This window comes from Paenibacillus sp. O199 (genome assembly GCF_001636635.1).
GTDB lineage: Bacteria > Bacillota > Bacilli > Paenibacillales > Paenibacillaceae > Paenibacillus > Paenibacillus marchantiae.
This window is the reverse complement of record NZ_LGRP01000024.1, coordinates 45,732-69,317: the sequence shown is the minus strand read 5'-3', so window position 1 is coordinate 69,317 and position 23,586 is coordinate 45,732. Positions and strand designations below refer to the sequence as shown.

22 protein-coding genes are annotated in these 23,586 nt (G+C 47.2%); 4 read left to right on the top strand and 18 right to left on the bottom strand.

Translation table 11 applies throughout. The features are described 5' to 3' along the window. Positions 1-10: 10 nt before the first annotated feature. The 15 genes from A6049_RS24915 to A6049_RS24845 all read right to left on the bottom strand — a co-directional run bounded on the left by A6049_RS24915 (position 11) and on the right by A6049_RS24845 (position 13,379). The gene (locus tag A6049_RS24915) at positions 11-232 is read right to left on the bottom strand and encodes a hypothetical protein (protein ID WP_063567234.1); all 222 of its coding nucleotides are present in this window, start codon (positions 230-232) and stop codon (positions 11-13) included. Then, entirely contained in the window at positions 225-1,424 is a 1,200-nt protein-coding gene (locus A6049_RS24910; protein WP_063567233.1) for a Ger(x)C family spore germination protein, read from the bottom strand. The genes A6049_RS24915 and A6049_RS24910 overlap by 8 nt, the downstream gene beginning before the upstream one ends. A gap of 4 nt (positions 1,425-1,428) precedes the next feature. Beyond that, a complete protein-coding gene (locus A6049_RS24905) occupies positions 1,429-2,889 on the bottom strand; it encodes a spore germination protein (RefSeq protein ID WP_240321539.1) in 1,461 nt (486 codons plus the stop codon). Positions 2,890-3,193: 304 nt separating this feature from the next. Beyond that, complete coding sequence (locus A6049_RS24900; RefSeq protein ID WP_063567231.1) at positions 3,194-4,180, bottom strand: siderophore ABC transporter substrate-binding protein; 987 nt, start codon at positions 4,178-4,180, stop codon at positions 3,194-3,196. 41 nt (positions 4,181-4,221) lie between these two features. After that, on the bottom strand, positions 4,222-4,980 hold the full coding sequence (locus tag A6049_RS24895; RefSeq protein WP_063567230.1) for an iron ABC transporter ATP-binding protein: 759 nt from the start codon (positions 4,978-4,980) through the stop codon (positions 4,222-4,224). Then, positions 4,974-5,942: an iron chelate uptake ABC transporter family permease subunit gene (locus tag A6049_RS24890; RefSeq protein WP_269453530.1), complete on the bottom strand. Its 969-nt coding sequence runs from the start codon at positions 5,940-5,942 to the stop codon at positions 4,974-4,976. Before A6049_RS24890 ends, A6049_RS24895 begins: the two co-directional genes overlap by 7 nt. Continuing rightward, positions 5,939-6,892: an ABC transporter permease gene (locus tag A6049_RS24885; protein ID WP_063567229.1), complete on the bottom strand. Its 954-nt coding sequence runs from the start codon at positions 6,890-6,892 to the stop codon at positions 5,939-5,941. The genes A6049_RS24890 and A6049_RS24885 overlap by 4 nt, the downstream gene beginning before the upstream one ends. 241 nt (positions 6,893-7,133) lie before the next feature. Then, positions 7,134-7,469 carry a hypothetical protein gene (locus A6049_RS24880; protein WP_063567228.1) on the bottom strand — a complete coding sequence of 112 codons (336 nt, stop codon included), beginning with the start codon at positions 7,467-7,469 and terminating at the stop codon, positions 7,134-7,136. A gap of 48 nt (positions 7,470-7,517) precedes the next feature. Beyond that, on the bottom strand, positions 7,518-8,219 hold the full coding sequence (locus tag A6049_RS24875; RefSeq protein WP_063567227.1) for a pirin family protein: 702 nt from the start codon (positions 8,217-8,219) through the stop codon (positions 7,518-7,520). 224 nt (positions 8,220-8,443) lie between these two features. Continuing rightward, the gene (locus tag A6049_RS24870) at positions 8,444-8,854 is read right to left on the bottom strand and encodes a DoxX family protein (protein WP_063567226.1); all 411 of its coding nucleotides are present in this window, start codon (positions 8,852-8,854) and stop codon (positions 8,444-8,446) included. Positions 8,855-8,894: 40 nt separating this feature from the next. Next, positions 8,895-9,755, bottom strand: a complete 861-nt coding sequence (locus A6049_RS24865) for a M56 family metallopeptidase (RefSeq protein WP_063567225.1) — start codon at positions 9,753-9,755, stop codon at positions 8,895-8,897. A 1-nt stretch (position 9,756) separates the two neighbouring features. Further along, a complete protein-coding gene (locus tag A6049_RS24860; RefSeq protein WP_063567224.1) occupies positions 9,757-10,173 on the bottom strand; it encodes a BlaI/MecI/CopY family transcriptional regulator in 417 nt (138 codons plus the stop codon). A 247-nt stretch (positions 10,174-10,420) separates the two neighbouring features. Further along, positions 10,421-11,884, bottom strand: coding sequence for a catalase (locus A6049_RS24855; RefSeq protein ID WP_063567223.1), 1,464 nt, complete (start codon positions 11,882-11,884; stop codon positions 10,421-10,423). Positions 11,885-12,201: 317 nt separating this feature from the next. Continuing rightward, positions 12,202-13,008 carry a winged helix-turn-helix transcriptional regulator gene (locus A6049_RS24850; protein WP_063567222.1) on the bottom strand — a complete coding sequence of 269 codons (807 nt, stop codon included), beginning with the start codon at positions 13,006-13,008 and terminating at the stop codon, positions 12,202-12,204. Next, positions 12,984-13,379, bottom strand: coding sequence for a Fur family transcriptional regulator (locus A6049_RS24845; protein WP_063567221.1), 396 nt, complete (start codon positions 13,377-13,379; stop codon positions 12,984-12,986). The genes A6049_RS24850 and A6049_RS24845 overlap by 25 nt, the downstream gene beginning before the upstream one ends. Positions 13,380-13,654: 275 nt before the next feature. Between A6049_RS24845 and A6049_RS24840 the strand changes: the two genes are divergently transcribed. Beyond that, the gene (locus A6049_RS24840; RefSeq protein ID WP_063567220.1) at positions 13,655-14,782 is read left to right on the top strand and encodes a GGDEF domain-containing protein; all 1,128 of its coding nucleotides are present in this window, start codon (positions 13,655-13,657) and stop codon (positions 14,780-14,782) included. A gap of 131 nt (positions 14,783-14,913) precedes the next feature. Here A6049_RS24840 and A6049_RS24835 read toward each other — a convergent pair whose 3' ends face one another. Continuing rightward, positions 14,914-15,852 (bottom strand): aldo/keto reductase family protein, encoded by a 939-nt coding sequence (locus A6049_RS24835; protein WP_063567219.1) that lies wholly within the window; start codon positions 15,850-15,852, stop codon positions 14,914-14,916. A gap of 203 nt (positions 15,853-16,055) precedes the next feature. Then, a complete protein-coding gene (locus A6049_RS24830; protein WP_090952074.1) occupies positions 16,056-17,702 on the bottom strand; it encodes a cellulase family glycosylhydrolase in 1,647 nt (548 codons plus the stop codon). Between the two features lie 300 nt (positions 17,703-18,002). Here A6049_RS24830 and A6049_RS24825 point away from each other — a divergent pair, with 300 nt between their 5' ends. Continuing rightward, entirely contained in the window at positions 18,003-19,016 is a 1,014-nt protein-coding gene (locus tag A6049_RS24825; RefSeq protein ID WP_063567218.1) for a LacI family DNA-binding transcriptional regulator, read from the top strand. A 47-nt stretch (positions 19,017-19,063) separates the two neighbouring features. Here A6049_RS24825 and A6049_RS24820 read toward each other — a convergent pair whose 3' ends face one another. Next, a complete protein-coding gene (locus A6049_RS24820; RefSeq protein WP_063567217.1) occupies positions 19,064-20,701 on the bottom strand; it encodes a hybrid sensor histidine kinase/response regulator in 1,638 nt (545 codons plus the stop codon). 374 nt (positions 20,702-21,075) lie between these two features. Between A6049_RS24820 and A6049_RS24815 the strand changes: the two genes are divergently transcribed. Continuing rightward, positions 21,076-23,037: an anaerobic ribonucleoside triphosphate reductase gene (locus A6049_RS24815; RefSeq protein WP_063567216.1), complete on the top strand. Its 1,962-nt coding sequence runs from the start codon at positions 21,076-21,078 to the stop codon at positions 23,035-23,037. Beyond that, positions 23,034-23,543, top strand: a complete 510-nt coding sequence (gene nrdG, locus A6049_RS24810; protein ID WP_063567215.1) for an anaerobic ribonucleoside-triphosphate reductase activating protein — start codon at positions 23,034-23,036, stop codon at positions 23,541-23,543. Before A6049_RS24815 ends, nrdG begins: the two co-directional genes overlap by 4 nt. Positions 23,544-23,586 lie beyond the last annotated feature (43 nt).

The window sequence follows — 23,586 nt, the reverse complement described above, 5'->3', positions numbered from 1 at the left end:
TGAAAAAGCCTTATGGTAACGGTAGCCACCGCTGAATGAATTGGGTAAGCCATGTCGTGACGAAGACTGTTTTGCTCAAATTCGTTACATAGAACCAAATCCCGGCGCTGATGGCGATCAGTCCGTAGGATAACCAGCGATTAATAGCCGCTGCCTGCTTCAAATGTTTGAAGTCCATGATGATTACGGCAACGACTATACCCAAATAAGTGAACAGCAGCGGCTTAATCATGGACAATATCCTCCTCAGGTAATCCAAACGGTTTGTTGATAACTCCTACATTTTCAATAATGATATGTGGTTCAACCACAACTTTTACACTTGGATAAATATCATCCCAACGATCCTTAACCTTGTCCCATTCTTTGGGCAGATGTTGGTGAATCGAGCGACCCAAACCCAAAATATCGGCAGGATATTCTTTCTGAATCAGCCTTATCCCTTCCTTGATGTCATCCTGGATTTTCTGATGGAGTGCTTGATTCAGGTTCTTAATCTCTTGCTCTCTCAGGTCACCGTAGTTCGACTCGTTGTCCACCAAGACTCCCTTGGCATAAAGTTCAATCGTCACCGATATTTTTCCATTTTCAATATGAGGATGTAATGTAGAGTTGTTTTCGTTCAGCTTGATGAAAATATCACCTTTCCCACGAGGAGCCTTAACCATAATTTCTGGCTCGTTGGCTTCACCCATAGCCAGTATAAGTGCACCAGCAGGCGCTTTTTCAATCATGCCTATCAGTTTGTCCTTCTTAAAGATGGCGAGTCCATCCAACTTGATGTTCGTCTTGACGTCCTTCCAGTTGCTCGGCACATTGTCAACGGTCGAGGCGACAGGCAGGAATGGGTCTACCCCCTCGGAAAGAATCGCATCCGTGAATGTCTTGAGAGAACGTGGTCTGCGCATATTCAGAAAGCACAGTTCACGTACCATTTCCGAAGGAAATTTTTCAATCGGCGCATCGGTATTCAGCACCTTGTATGCAGAACCTTTGGTAACAATCGGTAGAGCAGAGAGTCGGTTAAGCGGGTAACGCGTAAGTAGGTCCAGCATGGGAGCAACGCCTTCACGTGCAAGCTCCTCTCCGATCAGCATGGTACGCCGATGTGCATAATAAAGCTCACGGGAAAGTGCCTTTTGGCCTTCAATAGATGTTCCGCGCAACGTTTTGGCTGTATTGGATAACATGAACCACGATTTATCGCCACTTGTGCCCCCACCACCACCCTCACTTCCAGTGGCACCGGATTGGCCGGGAAGGGCAATTTGCAGACTGGTTCTGTAATTATCCTCTTCCTTGTCGATGGCGAGACCAATCACAAAAGCGATATCATTAATTTCCTTCCGATCCCAGCACCCTGATATGAAAATGGTACATAGGAGCATGATGGCGACAACATGCCGTTTATGGACAAAAAACATGTGCTTACCACCCCTCCTCAGCTTCAGGTGAACCGTTGATTTTCTCATTCATCCGCTGCTGGTCACGATGAACCGTTGAAGGACGATTGATCATTTTCCACCATGGTGCACGAATAACAATATCCTTGGTATCCTTTTTGCTGTAGGGACTGAGGCCCGACAAATACGGTACACCGAAAGAAGTCATTTGCGTCAGATGAACCGAGATCAGCACCAGTCCGAACACAATGCCGTATAAACCAAGCGCTCCGGCAAGCAGCATAATGGGAAAACGCAGTAAACGAACCGTAATGGCAAAGTTAAAACGAGGGATCGTGAACGACGCAATCCCTGTCATGGATACGATAATAACCATGGGTGCAGAGACGATTCCCGCTTGAACCGCTGCCTGTCCAATCACGAGTGCCCCCAGAATGCTGACGGCCTGACCTACCGTTTTGGGTAACCTGACTCCCGCTTCTCGCAAAGCCTCGAATGATAGCTCCATAATGAGGGCTTCAACCAGTGCAGGGAACGGAATGGCCTCCCTTGCCCCGGCAATACTCAGAATCAACGTGGTCGGCAGCATATCCTGATGGAAGGTTGTAATGGCGATATAGAGTGCAGGCAGAAATAGCGCGATAGCTACAAACAAAAACCGAATCCACCGCACCAGATTGCTGATAAAGAACCGTTCGTAATAATCCTCACTCGCCTGAAGCATCTGCCACATGGTTACTGGGGCTATAAGGACAAACGGGCTACCATCCACAAAGATGGCAAATCGCCCTTCCAGCAAGTTACCTGCAACTGTATCTGGACGTTCGGTATAATGCATCTGCGGAAAAGGGGAATACGGATGATCCTCTATCAATTCCTCAATATACCCGGACTCAAGAATCCCATCGATCTTAATCTTGTTGAGGCGTTTTTTGACATCCTTAATCAGCTTGGGATCGGCAATATCATCGATGTAGGACAGGACTATATTGGTTTTGGTCTCGGTTCCAATCGTCATGCTTAACATCTTAAGCCCAGGTGTTTTCAGCTTGAAACGAAGCAGAGCTGTGTTTACGCGCAATGTTTCGGTGAAGCCTTCGCGTGGCCCGCGGATAACCGACTCGGTCTGGGGTTCCTCGACACCGCGCCGCATGCCGCCCTTGACGTTGAATAGCCAAGCCTCCTTGCTTCCGTTGATCAACAGAAGTGCAGAGGATTCAAGCACACCATCCGCTGCGTCTGCCCAGGTATCCACTTTCTTCACCTGCGTCAGGGCGATACGTGTATCATCCAGAGGAGCTGCAGGTTCATCGGTTCGTTGTTCGATCAGACCACGAATCAGAGGCCGAAGCATATGATCCTGAATATCCGTCGAATTCACGATGCCTTCGATGTACACCAGTAGTCCTTCCACTTCAGGTGAAATCTTGACATTGCGGAAGATCACATCCGAGCAATCCGAGAAAATGTCTTCCAGTGCCAACATATGGCTTTCATGTGAAAGGCCTATCGGTTGTTTCAGAATAGGGGGAGACGGCAGCCCTAAGGGGATGTGTTTCTTCTTTTCTGAATCCTTGGAACCATCTTTCCCTGATGTTTTGTCCGCCATATGCCGCCCCTCCGTTCCTGTTTTTTTATACAAGGTAGCTTGTGCCAGAGCGCGCAGAATTATGTGGTCTTTTTATAAAATATCCAATGGCATCTTCATTTCAGACAACAAAAAAGGCCTCTGTATGAATTACAGAGACCTTTGGGGTTTCATCAAAAGTTTGCATCAAATCTTCATTCACTTAATTGATACTCTTGTCCACTTCTTTAATCATTTCCTGAATGGATTCCAAACCACCGCCGGACAAGTACCAGTAATCTGGGTCAAGATAAACAATGTGTCCGTCTTTATAAGCATTCGTATTTTTGACCAAATCATTCTCGACCACCTGTTTGGCAGGCGTTGCCTCACCACTGCCTGCAACCACTGCACTCCGATCTACCACGAACAGATAATCCGGATTTTTCTCCATAACATATTCGAATGAAACGCTTTGTCCATGGGTCGACACTTCAATATTTGCATCTGCCGGAGTAAAACCGAACACATCATGAATGATACCAAATCGGGAACCTGCACCATAAGCACTCAATTTGCCTTCGTTCGTCAGAACAACCAGTGCATTCTTTCCAGCAGCCGTTACTTTATCATTTAAAGCTTTAACAGAGGTATCAATGGATGCCAGTGCCTCTTCTGCTTCTTTTTCTTTACCAAAGATCTCTCCAAGCGTCTTCACATTCGAAGTCAGGGAGTTCATATAATCTTCTGTGTCTACCGCCATATAAATGGTCGGTGCAATCTTGCTAAGCTCTTCATAGGAGTCTTGCAGTCGTCCTGAGATGATAATCAGGTCAGGCTTCAAAGCATTTACTTTCTCAAAATCAGCCTCTTTCAAACCGCCAACATTGGCGTACTTTGCATCGTTATACTTTTCCAGATAAGAAGGAACTCCCTCCTGAGGTACACCGGCAACCTCTACCCCAAGCTGATCCAATGTATCCAGCACACCATAGTCGAATACAACCACTTTCTCCGGATTCTTCTTCACTGTTGTTTCGCCAAGTTTATGTTTAATGACGATTTCATCATTGGACCGATCTGCTGCTGCATTCGCTTCTGATCCTGTGCCACTGCTGGCACCTGTATTTTCTGCTGTTTTACTTCCACCGCAAGCTGCCAGAACAACCGACAACACCACAAGCAACGTAAACAACCAACCCTTTTTCATAAATAGACACCTCTCGCTCTCTCTATATTGGTTTAACTTTTTCAAGCAAAATACACACAAATCTTACGCCCATCAATCCATTGCACAGGGATGTGCATGTCATAGACTTTCTGCAATACATCTGTATTAATGATGTCTTCCGTCTTACCTTCCTGCACGACACGCCCATCTTTGAGTGCAACGATATAGTCTGAATAACAGGAGGCAAAATTGATGTCATGAATGACAATAACAATCGTCTTGCCCAATTCATCCACCATTTTGCGAAGCACCTTCATAATCTGCACCGAATGTTTCATGTCCAAATTATTCAAGGGTTCATCAAGGAGAATATACTCGGTATTCTGCGCGATAACCATGGCAATGTAAGCCCGCTGTCGCTGTCCACCACTTAGCTCATCCAAATACTTTTTGCGGAATGGAGCCAGCTCCATATAATCGATGGCTTCCTGAATCCACTGCCGATCCTCTGCTGTAAGTCTTCCTTGTGAATAAGGAAAACGGCCAAAAGCAACCAAATCCTCCACAGTCAACCTGATATTTATGTGATTGGATTGTTTGAGAACTGATATTTTTTTGGACAGATCCTTGTTCTTCCAGCCTTCAATCTCTTGCCCTTCGATCAGGACTTGTCCTGTATCCTTGCTGATTAGCCTGGTGATCATGGATAACAGTGTGCTTTTGCCTGCACCATTGGGACCAATGAATGAAGTGATTTTCCCTTTGGCAATATTCAGTGATACGTCATCCACTACCCGGACGCCGCCGTATTGTTTGGTTACATTTCTGACTTCTACCACGACTTATTCTCCTTTAGCAGTAAATAGATGAAGTACACACCGCCTACAAAATTGATAATGACACTTACTGTAGTAGCAAAAGTAAATACTCGCTCTACAATGAGCTGTCCACCGACCAATGAAACCACGGCTATAATGACTGAACCCCAGATCAGCACTTTATGACGATGTGATCGGAATATCTGATGCGCCAGATTCACGACCAGCAGTCCCAGGAACATGATTGGGCCGACCAGCGCTGTGGAGATCGACACCAGAACCATCACAACCAGCAGCAACCTTTTCACGATGTATTGATAGTCCACGCCAAGATTAACCGCGTGATCTTTGCCGAGGGATAGTACGTCGAGATATTTGGTAAACCTCTGTGCATACAGCAGGATCAAAATAATGGCCACCATTGAGATGATCAGCAAATCCGTATTCACATTGTTAAAACTCGCAAACATCTTGCCCTGTAGCACAAGGAACTCATTGGGATCAATCAGCACCTCCATGAAGGAGGACATGCTCTGAAACAGCGTACCCAGAATAAGGCCAACGAGCAGCAGCAAATAGATATTGCGCCCCCGTTCTCTACGGAACATGAACTGATGCAGGAGTAGAGCAAACAGACTCATTAACAGAACAGATACCGCAAAGTTAAGATTTTTGTTCACAAAGCTGATATGCGTGCTCCCAAACACAAATACGGCAAAGGTCTGAAACAACATATACAGGGAGTCGAGCCCCATAATGCCAGGTGTAAGAATTCGGTTGTTGGTTATCGTTTGGAAAATGGCAGTGGAATACGCGATGCAGGCACCTGTGAGCACAATGGCAAGAATCTTTTTCCCTCTGCGAGGCAGAATATAATCCCAGTTGCCCCCGGATTGAATGACCAGAAATACACCAATTAACAACACTGCCGCTGCAATCAAAATGCCAAACTTCCAGGTATTCGCCGTATACTTCATTCTCATGATTCATAAGCCTTTCTTCGAAGCAATAAATACAGAAACAGCACGCTACCTACAACTCCCACAGTCAAACTGATGGAGAGCTGATAAGGATAAATAATCAATTGACCCAAAATATCGCAGACCAGAACAAAAATCGCACCGAGCACTGCCGTATGAGGCAATGTATCCCGCAAGTTGTCCCCCTTATACAACGTCACAATATTTGGTACTACAAGACCCAGAAACGGGATTGTACCTACCGTAATAATGACGACCGCTGAAACCATGGCAACCAGAATCAGTCCGAGATTAACCACTTTACGATAAGCCAGTCCAAGGTTGGTTGAGAAATCTTCACCCATGCCCGCAAGTGTAAAGCGATTAGCGAACAGATATACGATAATGAGCAGCGGAATACTGATATAGATCAGTTCATAACGTCCCTTCATAATCGTGGAGAAGTCACCTTGCAGCCAGGACGACATGTTCTGGATCAAATCGTTTTTGTAAGCAAAAAAGGTCGTGACTGAACTTACAATATTGCCAAACATCAAACCAAGGAGAGCAATGTATATCGTATCCTTGAATTTGACTTTCTCCAGTATCCGCATAAAAATTAGCGTTCCAGCCAGTGCGAAGGCAAAAGCGACCAACATTTTTTGCAGTGGAGAAGCACCGGGAAACCACATCAAAGTAACGAGGATACCTAACCGGGCTGAGTCCATTGTTCCGGCCGTTGTCGGAGAAACAAATCGGTTGCGTGTCAGCTGCTGCATGATCAGTCCAATGACACTCATACTGATACCTGCGACAAGGATGCTGACTAGACGGGGAAAACGACTGACTTGTAACACCTGAAGCTGGACCGGGGTCAAATGAAATATATCCATGGGCGAAATTGCTGAATTGCCAATAAACAGGTATACGATAGACAAAAAAGCCAGCACGATCAACATATAGCCTAACTTCATCTCTCTACTAATCCCCTCACCAATAGCCGTAAAACACTTGTAGATGCTCTACTTAGTTCGATTTGATATTGATACTCATTATCAATTAGAGTAATTATATCGATATTAATTTCGTCATGTCAACCTTCCTCTGCTTCTCTTTTTCTAAATTTCATGAAACAACCTGAAACACATATAATTCAAGTTTAATTGGATATAAGGAAAAAGACCTTCCAATTGGAAGGCCTTTTTAATGATTCAGTTAGTCGGCAAAATAATCTTCAGGAACATAGCGGATCTCAGATTCCGCATATATCGTCAATGTATGGCTTTCTCCATCATACTGCACCCGGTCTCCCTGAACGTAATACCAGTGCTTCACCAAGGGCTGATCTTTACGCTGTACAAATCGAAACACATTGAGCTCCTGTCTAAGCTCCATAATGCTATCTACCACCTGTTGTTCCAGACCCGTAACGGTAAAAACAAACCCAGTGCCTTCTCTTTGATAGCGATAGGACATCGAATCTGTTTTGCTGTTCACTAACCCTCGCCCTGTCACTGCATGCTTAACCATGAACCATTCCTGCTGCGTCATAAACGTAATTCCTCCTTTGATCTTGGAGTTTCAATCCATTTCGGTAATCTAGGGCAGATCGATCAACATATAGAAAGCGTCCTCGCTTGCATCCAGGTTCATGGATGTCGTCTGTTCCACACGAGCCGTATCCCCTTCATTTAGCTGATACTCTCCGTTCAAGCCAAGCTTTCCTTCAATGGCAAAAATGTACATGCGGCGATCTGCAGCCTGTTCATATGTTAAAGTCTGACCTGCAGCCAATCGGCCAAGATAGATGGTCATATCCTGTTGAATGGATGCGATACGCGCCCCACCTTCAGGGGATACCACGGGTACGAGTGCTCCCGCGAGTGCGTCTGGATCAAAAGAAGTTGTCTCATAAGACGGCTCAAGCCCTTTCGTATGTGGCATGAACCAAAGCTGTAATATACGCACTTCTTCAGAATCGGAGGCATTGTGTTCGGTATGGATCATACCACTGCCTGCTGACATGCGCTGAATTCCACCAAATGATGTAACAGCCACATTGCCCAGGTTATCTTCATGACGCAACTTCCCGTTCAGAACGATGGACACAATCTCCATATCACTATGCGGGTGTGCCCCGAAACCACGACCAGGGGCAATTACATCATCGTTAGCTACCCGCATGGGTCCAAACGCAGTATTCTCCGGGTCCTGGTATTCACCAAAGGAAAAGCTGTGATTGCCGCGCAGCCAGCCCCGGTCGAAGCTGGAACGGGAATCGGATGGAATGACGTTAATCATAAAGACATCCTCCTATATGTTCTCTTATTTTTTCTTAGTAGCATACTTATTCTCATTGTACCAAATCGATGGGCTTTTCGTCCAAAACAAAAAGCCTTCTCCCGGTTCGAATGGTTCACACGTATAATTACGCGTATCCGAACTAGCGAGAAAAGGCTTCTATACAGGATATACCTGCTTGAATGAAATTGTTAGTCCATCCCTACTCGATGGTGATATACCCGTTATGCACTCACATTCTGTCGAGCGTTCCCTTGTCTAGAGAAGAAATGATCCACCGCCAGGAAACGGCTGCCTGTGAAGAGTAGTGTCAATGAACCCGCCAGCAGCAGGTAATCAAACTCGGTACCACTCATGAACGGCTGCCCTACTTTGGCAGTAAGCAGAACCCCACCCATAACTACGATGAACAACGCAGCAAATACACGTGTTCCTAACCCCAGAATCATGGCTGCACCACCCACCAATTCAATGATCGCCACAACCGATGCCAGAAAACCAGGAATGCCGATACTTTCAAAGAAACCGACTGTACCGCTAATTCCACCTTCGAATTTGCTCCAACCATGTAATACAAAGATGAGACCAATCATGATCCTTGAGAAAAACAACCCAATCTCCACACTTCTATTCATATTCATCTTCCTCCTTGGAGTTTAAGTTCAACGTTAAATTTCAACCAATTGACCAAACAAACAAGACAGACAGCAGCAGGATCACTGTGGCAGAAATGAATACCGCATAGCGGGGAAGCGTCAGCGTAACATCCTGTTCCGGGTCTAATAGACGGGAAATACGTACATTCACCGAAGTATCGGCAAAAGACGATTGAATAGCTGTCTCTCTAATCCTCCAAGGTTCAGGGCAAGCTCGGATCAGTTTGAGCAGTGCACTACCAATGCCCGCGGCGTTCCCCGTACGTTCAATCGCTTCATTGTCAGCCAGAATTTCTCGAATGATATTGTAATGTTTTGAAGTATGCTTTAACACCGGAATATAAGGCATCATGACGGCAAATACCGAAAGCAATGTCGTCTTGAGTGGATCACGATGCCACAGATGATGCACCTCATGGTACACAACTGCTCTTTCTTCTTCAGCATCCAGCATCGTGAGCAGCCCTGTGGAAAGCACTATACAGGGTTTCCACAGACCAATCGTAAATGCAACCGGTGACGGCTTGTCCACCACAATGAATCGAGGTTGTTTCAGTTGACGGTACCGCGCCTCAAGTTTACGAGACATGGCCCCGTCTTCCAACGACCGAAGCTTCCGTACCGCTGCACTTGTCTTGATCATGCGATCGAACAGCAGCCAGCCTGTACCGGCAAACGTCAGGAGCACCAGTGCCATAAGAACATGCCCCATGGATAACCAACCCAGCCTGCTCATCCAGTGATTACATAGCCAGAGCAGATTAAACGGAATGTCCCAACCAAATATTTTGTACATCGCGTACATGAACATCTGCATGAACACGAATAACGGAATGCCAAACCCGACGGTAAACAACAGCTTCGAGCGGGCCTTCCACATGTCAATCGCTATCCTTTTTCCATTGCTTAATCTTCTGCTCCAGCCGCTCAATCAGCCCTGCATCTGCTTCATCCAGCGCATCCAGCATGTGATTCACAGCAAGTGCCCCGAATTCATCCACCAACTCATGTGACAATTCCTTGGATTGGTCGTTCATAAACTCCTCCCTGCTCTGTACCGGATGGTACAGTGACGTTCGGCCCTTCTGCGACTTGTGGAGCAGCTCCTTGTCCACGAGGCGATTCATCACCGTCATGACTGTATTGAAATTAACGTCTTTATCTTTTTCTAGTGCGGTTTGCACTTCGCGAATGCTGCTGCCTGGACGCGCCCATAGAATGTCCATAATCTTCGCCTCCAGCGGACCGAAAAACCGGTTCAGCCCACGCTCACCCACTTTAAAATTGTGTATTCTCATGTTCAGACACCCCTCACACTACTCATTGTAGTGCCAACAAACGAGAAGTCAACCTCTATGTCAGCTATTTATTGTAAATGATTTGTAAATATGTTTTCCATTTCAGAACATCATTTTGATGCACAAGTTCGGTTTACAGCTAAAAAAAGTCTAAAGACCGGGCAGGTCTGCTATTCTGCAGTCCTGCCCGGTCTAATTCATAAATCGATTATTCATTTCTGAAATAATGATGAAATCAGTGCTTTATTTAATTGCGATCCTGTGAGGGCATAAATGCGGAGATATCCACACCAAGTCCATGAGCCAAACGACCACCGAGCTGTCCATCTGCCTGGAAGAAATGGCATAAAGCACGAAGCTGGGTCTGTTCCGGTACTGCCTTCAGGTCATTGATCAGGTTATCGAGCAAATGTTGCTGCTCCACCGCCGTGAACGAACGGAACAATTCCCCTGACTGCGTATAGTTATCGGTTTTCTCTATTTTCTCACGCGTAACATGACCCTCTAACGGAACCTGGCTGTCACGGTATTCCGGTGCTTCTTCCGGGCTGTTGCCCGAGCTGTTCGGTTCATAATTTACCGGGGACGGGTCCTGACTCACATTCATCAATCCATCACGCTGATGATTGCGAACCGGAGCATAAGGGCAGTTCACCGGAATCTGCAAATAGTTCGGTCCGAGCCGGTGGCGCTGTGTATCCGGATAAGAGAACAGACGACCTTGCAGCAATTTATCTTCGGAAGGCTCAATTCCAGGCACCAAAGCGCTTGGTGAAAAGGCTGCTTGCTCCACTTCTGCGAAGAAGTTTTGTGGATTACGGTTCAATGTCATGGTTCCGATCGTCTGGAACGGTAGTACATCTTCCGGCCAAGTCTTGGTTGGGTCGAGCGGATCGAAGGCGAAATCATCCATCTGCTCCGGCTTCAGCAACTGTACCTGCAGCTTCCACTGCGGGTATTGACCGTTTTTGATATGATCGTGTAAATCTCGGGTGGCATGGTTGAAATCCTGTCCTTGTACCTCAGCTGCCTCTTGACGTGAGAAGCCTCGCACGCCTTGAGCCGATTCCCACTTGTATTTGACATAATGGACTTGCCCTTGAGCATTAATCCATTTGAAGGCGTGTACGCCGAATCCATCCATTTCACGGTAACTTGCTGGCGTACCCAGATCGGAGAACAACCAAGTCATCATATGAGTCGACTCCGGTGACAGTGTCATGAAGTCCCAGTAGCGTGCAGGGTCCTGGATATTCGTATCCGGCGCAGGCTTCAGGGAATGAACCATATCCGGGAACTTCATGGCATCACGGATGAAAAAGACGGGCAAATGGTTACCCACAATATCATAGTTCCCTTCACGCGTGTAGAACTTCACGGCAAAACCACGTGGATCACGCGCTGTCTCCGGTGAACCCGTACCGTGAATTACCGTGGAGAACCGCACCAGTACATCCGTCTCTGTGCCCGGGTCTTGTAAGAAATCGGCTGTCGTATAAGCCTTCATGCTCTTCTCCAGCGTAAACACGCCATGTGCGCCAGCACCTCTTGCATGAACGACCCGTTCCGGAATACGTTCACGGTCAAAGTGTGCGATCTTCTCAAGAAGATGATAATCCTCAAGTAATGTGGGACCTCTTCTTCCTGCGGTACGGGAGTTTTGGTTGTCACCTACGGGTGCGCCCTGATTGGTTGTCATGCGTTCTGTCATATCGTTATCCTCCTCATGTTGGTCTCATGCCTGCTGTATATACTCTATTAAAATCATATTCGCCATCGCTTTAAATATACATTTAGACTTGATCTAACTGTTAAATTGATTCTAACATGTCCCACTCGCCCCTTGCATGAGGTTCGTATGAGATTAAGATGAGTTTCTTGTTCGTTTCATGAATGAAATATGAACATCAACTTGGAGTAAGATGAGCATTGATCCATTCCGATTGCTTGATCTACTCTCTCTAGTGGATATACCCGCATACGAGTGACATGAACAGCGCAATGTGTCCACACAAAAAAAAAAGCGGACTAATCCGCCAGGCGGTAGCCCACTCCTCTTACCGTTACTATATATTGAGGCGAAGCCGCGTTATCGCCAAGTTTTTTGCGCAAGCTTTTGATATGAACATCCACCACATTGCTTCCACCCGTAAAATCAGTCTCCCAAATATCGCTGAGCATCTCCTCACGGGAAATCACTGCACCTTTGGCATCAATCAGCTTCAGCAGCAGATCATACTCTGTCTTGGTCAGGTGAATGCGGTCATTATTCCGGTGCACGCTCATCCGCTCACGATCCAGCCATAGATCCTTGAAACCAATGCGTTGGCCTTCCTGAGGTAGAAATCCGCGTTTCGGTGCTGCAGGACTATTGCCGATCATGCGTTGCACACGATACAACGCTTCCTGCGGACGGGCCGGCCAGACCAGTAATTCCTCCTGAAGCATCGGGCCACTGGCACTGCCAATCATCTTCTCCCCCACCAGATACAGACAGGGTGTTGCATGTTCCGCTTCACGATTCAATCGGCTGCTGATACCGGCAAAAGCATCAATGGTTCCAGCAACAGACAGGTCATAGATCAACAGATCAAATACAAGCCGTTCATGCAAATCAGGCTCCCAGCGGTGGAACACCAGCACATCGAAGCAGCTATCCGTAAGTGCCTTAACCAGCTCATGTACTTGCCCTGGCATAGGACTAATCAGAATGACCCGTCTCGTAACCGGGCAATTATCCACAAGGGGAGTTGGATCCGCAAGGGCAGGCTTGACCCGGAGCGGCAAACGACGACCGGACAGGTTGATTTTTACTTGACCCGTTTGTTTCTGCATTCCGCGCAGACACCTCCAAAGACCACATGAGCGTGATCAATCGCATACCCGGTTTCCTCCGCGACTTGCTTCATCCATTGCGGAGGAACTTCCGTCATAACTTCATCCACCTTGCCACATACTTCACACATAATATGTTGATGATCGTCCATGCGGGCATCATAACGACTGGCCGTCTCGCCTAACTTGAGCTCTCGAATCAATTCTTTATCCGTTAAATATCGGAGTGAATTATATACCGTACCATAAGCCAAATTATAACCTTGCTCCACCAGACGGTTCATCACTTCTGCTGCCGTTGGATGGTCTTCGGAATGACGGACTACATCGTAAACGGCTTGACGCTGTATCGTCAGATTTAGAGTTCTCACCAGCAATTCTCCTTTATTAACCCATTCAATAGTATATAAGATGACACAGCAATCTACTGATTGCTATGATTCCCTGAAACATCAAAATCAATTTTGATTTAGATTAAGTATAAATCTCATTGCACAATGAAGTCAATATCCGACTATTTTATTCATGAATACTTATAGCCAAGCCTCTTCTAAGCATCCGTCGCTCTCATTTGGGATAATATGGTTCGCTACTATACTGCTTTTCAGCTAAAATATAGTAATGTGCGCTAAAGGGGGGATGCTTGTTGCTAAGCACGTTTTTCGTCAATCTCTGTGTCATGATCACGTTCATGTATGTGTCCGGAATCATAGCCAAATTCTATCGTATCCGCGTGCCCTTTCCCTCGATGCGTGTTCAGATGATCGGTGGTCTGCTGTTCGGGATCTATGGAACGGTACTGATGAATTATTCCTTTCCTTTAAATGAAACTACCATTGTGGATTTGCGTCATTTGGCTATCGTCACAGCAGCCGTATATTTAGGAGGACTGGCTTCGGTCATCTCGGGACTTGTCATTTCCATCCTGCGTATTGTCATGTTTGGAATGTCATCCGCTGCCATCGATGCAGCATTCGTCATGACGATTATCGGACTATCCGGTGTATATTTTGCCTATGCTCCCTGGTCGAGATTAACCAAAATTATTACCATGAACCTGCTGGGTATGACGCTGATCTTTGTGATCCTGATGCTGAATACAACCAGCATGAACTCATTAATGAAAGTATATCCTTTACAGATGACCATTTCTTTTGTCGGTGGAATCTTTATTTATTTCATCGCAGAATTCATTAATAAATCGAATGAGATGTTGTTCCTGCTCGAACGAAAAGCAACCACCGACCATCTTACCAATCTCAGTAATCGCAGACAATTTGAGAAATCACTTGAGTTGGAACTGGAACGGGCTCGTGAGTACAAGCAAAAACTATCCCTGTTGGTCATCGACATCGATCGTTTCAAAAAAGTAAATGACACTTTCGGTCATACTTCAGGTGATGCGGTCCTGAAACAACTTGGACAATTGCTCATTGAGCATGCCCGCTCAGCGGATATCGTCTCTCGAAACGGAGGCGAGGAATTCGCTATTTTGCTGCTTGATTGTGGTCATCACCAAGCCATGGCCATTGCCGAGTCCATCAGACAATCGGTCGAGAAGTACCATTTTGCGCTGCCTGATGGCAATACGATCCGACTGACCATCTCCATAGGGGTCGCAGTTTTTCCGGATCACTGCGACGACCGGGATGATAACGATTTCTTTGAACAGGCAGACCGTGCATTATATGAAGCCAAGAATACGGGCAGGAACCGCGTATGTGCCATTCCGCTGCGTTCCAGGTCGCTCTCCGTCGGCCAAAGCCCATTCTAATCTCAAACCAAAAAAGGGATGTCCTCATAGCCTATCAGGCTAGCAGGACATCCCTTTCTTATCTCACCACTTTGCAGCATTCGAATCAACTCGCGTACGGGTAAAAAGCAACCTATGAGGTTGAGTTCGCCTTAAGCTAAGATTTGTTCGATTTCTTCAACGATGGCAGCATCCAGCTTCACACCGGAAGCGGCAGCGTTCTCTTTCACCTGCTCAGGGCGACTTGCCCCTACAAGCGCACTGGACACGTTATTTTGACGCAGAATCCACGCCAGAGCCAATTGACCAACCTTCAAGTCCAGCTTGTCCGCCACTTCAATCAACTGGCGAACCTTGCCAATCCGGTCAGCATTAATTTTCCCTTCATCCCATCCCAGCTTCGCTGCCCGGCTGTTCTCGGGAATATCGGACACCGAAGTGTATTTCCCGGTCAACAATCCTTGTGCAAGCGGGGAGTAGACGACTTGTCCAATACCTTTTCGCTCACCCAAAGGGATGATTTCACTTTCGATGTAACGGTCAAACATGTTGTATACCGGCTGGTTCACCACGATATGATCCAGCAACAGGCGGTCAGCGGTACCCAGCGCAGCTTCCATCTGTGCCGCGGTCCATTGACTAACACCTACGTAGAGCACCTTGCCCTGACGCACCAGATCGTCAAGTGCTCGCAGTGTCTCTTCAATCGGTGTTTCGGTATGATAGCGATGGCAATAATATATGTCTACATAATCAACACCTAGCCGTTGCAAGCTGGCTTCGCATTGTTCCTTAATATGTTTACGTGATAACCCTTGGTCATTTGGACCGTCACCCATTTTGCCAAAAACCTTGGTTGCAAGGACATAGGAATCGCGGGAATACGCTTTCAACGTCTGCCCCAGCAGTTCTTCTGCTGCACCCCGCTCGTACACATTGGCTGTATCGAAAAAGTTGATGCCTTCATCGAATGCGGCTTCAATTGATTTCACCGCGTTTTCACGTTCCACATATCCTCCGTATGTCAGCCAGCTACCCAGGCTAATCTCGCTTACTTTCAGTCCGCTTCCACCTAATCTACGGTATTCCATTGAATGCACATCCTCCTCTAAACTGATTAATGATGAAGTTCCCTTTCTATTGTATCGTATTCGGCTCGGATTAAAAGGGCTTTGGAGAAGAATTTGGGAAATAGATAGGGATGAATATGAAAAGCTCCGCTAAAGAGCGGAGCCACGACACGCGTCAAATATTACCCAGTCACCACATTTTAATGAATGGGCACTAGTTAATCTTAGTTAGCTGTTACGTTAAATTGTTCCCATGCTCCGCCCACAGCGTTACGATTGGCAGACAGCACGCCTCCGTTATTCAGATCCGCACTGACATATTTACCGTTCGCCAGGGATTTGAAGGCAACCAATCCCCCAGCCAGATCTTCACGGGTAAACTTCTCCCATGTGGATGGGTACGTGGCCGAGGCGATCAAGCGCCCGCCATTATTCAGATCTGCTTGCACATATTTGATGTTGCTCATCGACAGGAAGGATACCGTACCATCCGAATTCTGGATGATTTTGAACCGCTCCCAATGTCCGGCAGTATCCCGATTGGCTACCAGTGCATCTGCACCGCCATTCTCTGCGCTAACAAATGTGCCGTTGGCATTGGCTTTCAGGCTGGACCATGTCTCTGTAAAAGGAGCCGTTCCCGTATGTTTTTTGACCACATTCTGGAACGAAGTATTAGAGGCAAAGTTCGCCGTTGTGAACTTGCTCCATTTGGAAGCAATTGTTGCCGCGCTGTCCGTATTCAGGTTCGGTGCCGGGTTGTTGTTGTTATTGTAATAACCCCAAGTTCCGCCGCCTTTGACCTTATAACTCCAGTTCGTCCATGAAGCATTCAGTGCATTCAGACCAGACAGCCACTTCTCGGTCAGATCATCCTGACCAAACGAGAACTCGCCCGCTAACACCGGAACGTTCCAATTCTTCTGATAGGACGCCATATCCTTCAGCCAGCGATCCATCTCCGAATTGGTCAGATCCCAGTTGTTATAATCCGTGAATTGATAATGGTGCGTCTGATACATCACATTCGTCCAGCCATAAGTCGTTGGTGGTGAAGCTGCCCACCAGTCGAAGAATGCTGCGATGATGATCATGTGATCGGCATCCTTGGCACGGACGGCTTTGTACATCCGGTCATAGAAATCCATCTTTTGCTTGATTTGAGCTGCATTTTCACCCGTTCCCATGGTTACCAGAGGTTCATTGAGTAGGTCGTACGCAGCAACAGTTGGATTACCTTTGTAACGTGTCGCCATCCGTTCCCAGATCTGAATAGTCCAGTTCTGGTATGTAGAATTAGTCCACAGTTGGTTGGAATTCTCCTGACCGCAGGAATGCCATGGACAGGCGGCTCCCGGTGCACCGTGCAGATCGAGAATGACATACAGGTTCCGTTTGCCCGCTTCATCAATCAGCCAATCCAGTTTGCGGAACGTAACCGAATCAGGCTTCATGACACCGCTGGTGTTCATAAAATCCTCCCAATAGATCGGCACACGCACAACGTTCATGCCCCAGTTCTTGATGTTATCCAGATCACCAGCCTGAATCCAGTTGTCCTGATATCCATTGATCAGGCTCTGTGCACCCGATTCTCCAAAACGATTCGTCAACGTGCGACGCAGCGTGTATTCATCTACCGCCCCGGAGGGCGTCATCCATTCTTCCTGCAGCAGCCAGCCACCCAAGTTTGTACCACGCAGATTTACCACGTTGCCTGTACCCGAATTATTGCGAACAACCGTCCCGTTAGCCTTCAGGAAATCCCTTGATCCAAAAGCCGCACTGGCCTTCGGTGAACCTACGGCCGAAGCCAGCAGTCCCAGCAGCAGACAGCTGCACAATAGCATAATAGTGCTCTTCTTCAACATGTTGACGCCTCCCTTAAATGGTCATATCTTGAGGTATGACTGAACCAGGATGCAGCACTCACGACAGGTAACGGTAATGCTATATAAACAGCGGGTGTACGAGGGGGACAATCCATGGATGTCCGCTATTTATCACAACTGGAGTTAGTGAAATCGATTACATTTTATCGAATATTAAACCCTTTATTCCTCCACTATCCCAATTATTGTTTCAATCGGTTATAACTTGTAATCGTTTTCAATTGGAATTATAATGAATTTGAATTAATTGTCAATCACTTATTTGGAGTTGTGAAGAATATGGATGTCAAAATCATTGATGTAGCTGCCATTGCAGGTGTGTCCCCGGCAACCGTATCGCGGGTCATTAATCAGCACAGCAAAGTAAGCACCAAGACCAAAGATAAGGTGATGCGCGCCATCGAGCAATTGGGATATCACCCCAACGCAGCAGCCAAGAATCTTCGTTCACAGAGAACCATGACAATTGGCGTAATCGTTCCCGATATTAACAACTCCTATTATGCCGAAATTATTAAAGGCATTGAGAACATCGCCTATGCCCGCCATTACAAGGTCATTATATGTGATGCTCATAACCTGAAAGAGAGAGAAGTCGATTATCTTAATTTGCTGCTGGATCGAACCATTGACGGTGTCATCATTATCACGCCCATGCTGGCGGATGAGGAATTATTCCAGCTTGCGGATAAGGGGTATCGCATTGGCATCGTTGGCAAATATATCGAACATGATCAGATCCCGTGTATATATACGGACAACGTGAAATTCTCCCAGGAAGTTGTTCAGCATCTCGTTGAGGCCGGACATCGAAATATCGTTTTCTTAAACGGTTATCCTGAAGCAATTGACAGCTATGAACGGCTAGAAGGTTATTTGAAGGCCCTGCGCAATCATCAGATTCCGTTCCGTCCCGAACTGATCGAGAATGGGAACTTCAATGAGGAAGGTGGGTACGAGGCCATCAAAAGACTGTTTAACAAAGGCCTGTCCTTCTCCGCTGTATATGCGGCTAATGATGAGATGGCGCTAGGTGTATACAAAGCATGTATGGAATACGGGATACGCATCCCTGAGCAATTGGCTATCGTAGGTGTGGACAACAATCGAATCAGCAAATACATTCATCCTACGCTAAGTTCGGTGAATCAGCCCAAGTATACGATGGGGGCCATTCTTATGGAGAAGATGATTGACACGATGAATACAAATGATTTTCAGGACAAACGTGTATTTAAAGTCGACTCGGAGCTGCTTGTTCGAGCTTCCTCTTCCTTCAAAATAACAACATAAAGCGCACCCGTAACAGGTGCGCCAGTTTAATATATGTTCACATATTCTTAATGCACAATGATGCTTAACGCATTCAACAAATCAGCCTGCTTCACCGGCTTGGTCAGGACCGCATCGAAGACTTCCGCTTCATGTGGATCGATATGCATGCCATACGGGATCAGAACAATGACCGGTGAATCTGTAACCAAGCGCTTCAGCTTGTGTACAAAATCCACAGCACCGCCCTCCAACAGTCCCATATCCACAACGGCCACATCAGGCTTAAAGCCCTCCTGAATCCAGTCGTACGCTTCGGTGGTAACTGAGGTCATATGCACATCCATCTCCCATCTGCGCATCAGGGAAGAGGCCCCTTGCAGAATGTCAGGGTCCTTGGCAAGCAGCACCTTTTTGCCCTTCAGTCGATGCTGAATATTGGCAAGCTGAGGCAGTTCCCAATGTCTGCGGAGCGGCAGGCAGATCTCGAATTCTGTCTCCTTGTCTCCCATGCCATGCACCTGAATACGGCCGTTCATTAGGATGGCAAGATTCTGGCTGACCGCCAAACCGAGATTGGTTCCTACCAGCTTCTGTGTACTTATATTTCCATCCAAATTGTTAAATGATCTAAGCTTATTGTCCGAAGACAACATACGTCCGGTGTACTTCACATGGAGTTGAAGCGTACCTGCCTCCTCTGCATCTCCACCAGCTACGGTTGCCGTAACCAATACCGAACCTGTCCGTGTTGAATCTAGAGCATACTGAATGACATGGGCCAATAGTTGCCCGATCTTGATCTCATCCCCGACAAAAACCTGGGACACATTCAGATCAAGGTTCAATCCCAGCTCAATGTTCTTGCTCAGCGCCAGTCCCGCATAGAGATAAACGGTATTCTCAATCGTGGCTACCAGATCAAATGGATCATCGTGTACAACCGTTTTGCCTGCGTCATTGACGTTGAAACTCATCATATTATTCAGCAGGGAGAGCAGAATGTTACCGCTGGTTTCAATCATATTCACATATTCTGCCTGCTCGTCCGACATATCTGGTGTACGCATCAGATCCGTTAATCCCAGAATGCCGTTCAGCGGATTACGTATTTCGTGGCTCATCAGCGACAGCATCTGCGTCTTGGTCATTGCCTCAGACTCCGCACGTTCCTTCTCTGCCTGCAACTGCTCTTGTAGTTGCTCCGAATCACTCAGCTTCTGTTCCTGAACTTGCAGCGTATCTTCCAGATCCACAACATATCCGAGAAAAACGGCCATGGCTTGCAGTGTTTTCATATCCGTTTCACTGATCACATAATCAGGGTCATCCATCAGACAGATCGTGCCGAACGTTTCCCCGGATCTCCGCATAATGGGAATCCCCACAAAGAAACGATTGCCCAGTCCGCTTGTTACGTCCATTGATTTCGTAAGGGGATGTTCACATGTATCCGTGATGATCAGACTGCTGCCCTTATCTCTTAAGACCAAGCTGCAATATGACGCTTCAAATGGAAGTTCACTACCTTTGGCGATCAACTCTTCCTCGCGGTTAAAAGCTTCCATAATAACATTCGTCACGCCATCATTCGTGGCAACGAAAATGGTGTTCACCTTTAATATACCGCTTAATACATCTACAATATGGGATGCGGCTTCCTGTATATTTTCATAGAAGCCCCTTGTAATGCCTAACGTTCCCATGATTCACCCCTCTTGTTTTAGCTGCACTTCAAATCCGTATCCCACAGTATGATTCAATCGATTAACGAGGGATCAAATGTTCCAAAACAGCTGTCACAAACTATTCATATATGAAGTTTTCTATCCTTTTTTCAAGCATCGTCAACTGAACTTGCACGGTAAATAGAAATTATACGCTTACCCTCCAGCTTTGAAAACATTTATCATTCAGGGCTATAAATCATGACAGTCGATCAGCCTCTCCCATGTGATCATTATCACACCTAAATAACAATATATAGTTTATAAATGGATAAAGAAACTCTACATGTAGTGTTCAATGAATGGACATTATCCCTATACAATTTCAATTTCATTATTTAGGAGGAACTGATATGAACATGCTTGAGTATGCCTCTCCACCGGCATCTGATCTTCTATCTGACCTGGGAAGACGAATTATTGGTGCTGAAGATGCCGATACGCTGAGGGAGAATGCCAATCTGAACGGAGACTCGTTCAGCGGCAAGATGAGCAGGCTCGGTTCGGAGACCGCCAAGTGGCATGCTCTGCGTCATGTGTTGCCTAAGGAGCTCGCTCTAGCTGTGGAGAACGGCGATCTGTATGTACACGATCTGGATCAGTATGCCCTTGGAACGACCAACTGTATCTTTATTCCGTTTGACCGACTGCTGGCCTCCGGATTCAATACCGGCAACGGTTCAGTTCGTACACCACAGACAATCATGTCTGCCATGGCACTGGTGGCCATTATTTTTCAATCCCAGCAAAACAGCCAGTACGGCGGTGTATCCGCCAATAAAATCGACTGGGATCTCGCACCTTATGTGAAGCGTTCGTTCCGTAAGCATTATCGGAAGGGGCAACGGCTGTTTGGGGAGATTGCCCCAATTGAGGATGAGCAACTGCATCTGGATAGCGATGAAGCAAAGGAGAAGTGTCCTCGAGCCTTTGCCTTTGCCTGTGAAGAAACGGAACTGGAGACCGAACAGGCTGCCGAATCTCTGATCCATAATTTGAACACCATGAGCAGTCGTGCTGGGGGACAGATTCCGTTCACTTCGCTGAACTACGGGCTGTGCACTTCAGCCGAAGGTCGGCTCGTGTCCCGGTCGTTGCTGGAAGCGACCATTCGGGGACTGGGTAACGGAGAAACGCCCGTGTTCCCACAACATATTTTCCAGTGCAAGCAAGGAATTAATCAATCTGAGGGAGATCCGAATTACGACTTGTTCCGGCTTGCTGTGACCTGCTCCTCACGGCGCATGTATCCGAACTTTGTCAATGTGGATGCTTCCTTCAACCTGCCCTATTATCAACCGGAAGATCCCGATACGATCATTGCGACGATGGGATGCCGGACACGCACACTGGCTGATCGCTTCGGACGCAATCGTCAGAGCGGCAAAGGCAATCTGTCCTTTAACACCATCAATCTGGTCAAGCTCGGTATTCGATATGGGATCTGCCAGGGAGCAAGAGCCATCGCTGACCGGGCTGGCTTCTATACGGCGCTGGAATCGGTCATGCACAATGCTACGGATGGACTGCTGCACCGGTATCGAATTCAGATGAACCAGCCTGCCAAAGCATCGGACTTCATGATGCGGGAAGGAGTATGGGAAGGCGGTGAACAATTGGCTCCGAATGAACCAGTGGCTGACCTGTTGAAACATGGTACGTTATCCCTTGGTTTTATCGGACTTGCTGAATGTATGACCGCTCTATATGGCCGTCACCATGGACAAGACCTCCATGTACATCGAGAAGCCTTGAATATCATTCGTACGATGAGAGAATTCTGTGACCGGATGAGTGAGCAGCATAACCTGAATATCACCTTGTTCGCTACGCCCGCCGAGGGACTGTCCGGCAAATTCACCAAGATTGATCGTGAGCGATATGGCAGCATCGTGGGGGTCAACGACCGGGAATACTACACCAATTCATTTCACATTCCGGTCTATCATTCCCTTCCTGCCTATCGCAAGATTGAATTGGAAGCTCCCTTCCACTCACTATGTAATGCCGGAGCGATCTCTTATGTCGAACTTGACGGGAACGTAAGGGCCAATACCGCCGCTTTCCAACGAATCGTGCAATACGCGCTGGCCCAGGACATCGGGTATTTCTCCATTAATCATCCGATTGATCGCTGTCCGTCCTGTGGCTATGAGGGCGTTATTGGAGATGTATGTCCCGGATGTGAGGCTCATGAAAACCACGTGCATTTCCAGCGGCTGCGCCGGGTGACGGGATATCTGACCGGTGACTATAAAGTGCGCTTCAATGGGGCGAAGCAGGCCGAAGTGAGAGACCGGGTGAAGCATCGGTGAATCTGTATGGTTACATTCCGGAATCGGTGAATGAGGGGCCTGGCCTGCGTGCCGTGTTGTTCATCAGCGGATGCCGCCATGCCTGTCCGGGCTGCTTTAGCCCCGGCTCATGGAACTTCCGTGCAGGCGAACCATTTACGGAGGAGCGGCAGCAGCAGATTTTGCATGAGGTAACCTCTCATCCCTTGCTGGAAGGGGTAACGTTATGCGGAGGTGATCCTTTTTTCTCTGCGGCAGAATGCGCATCCTGGGTTCGTCAGCTTCGGGCTGCACGACCTGATCTGACTGTATGGGCATACACGGGGTTTGTGTATGAGGAATTGATTACAGACCCGTCACGGGCGGAGTTATCCCAGCTATGCGACGTCATTATCGATGGGCCTTATATCGCAGCTGAACGTGATGTGTCTCTTCCTTTTCGTGGCAGTCGTAATCAGCGCATCGTTAATGTGGGTGCAACAATGGCAGGCCGGACAATCGTTACCATGCAGTTAGATGCATGGTAACGATTTTTTTATTTGAGGGGGATCAAGCACAGCGTGGGCGATG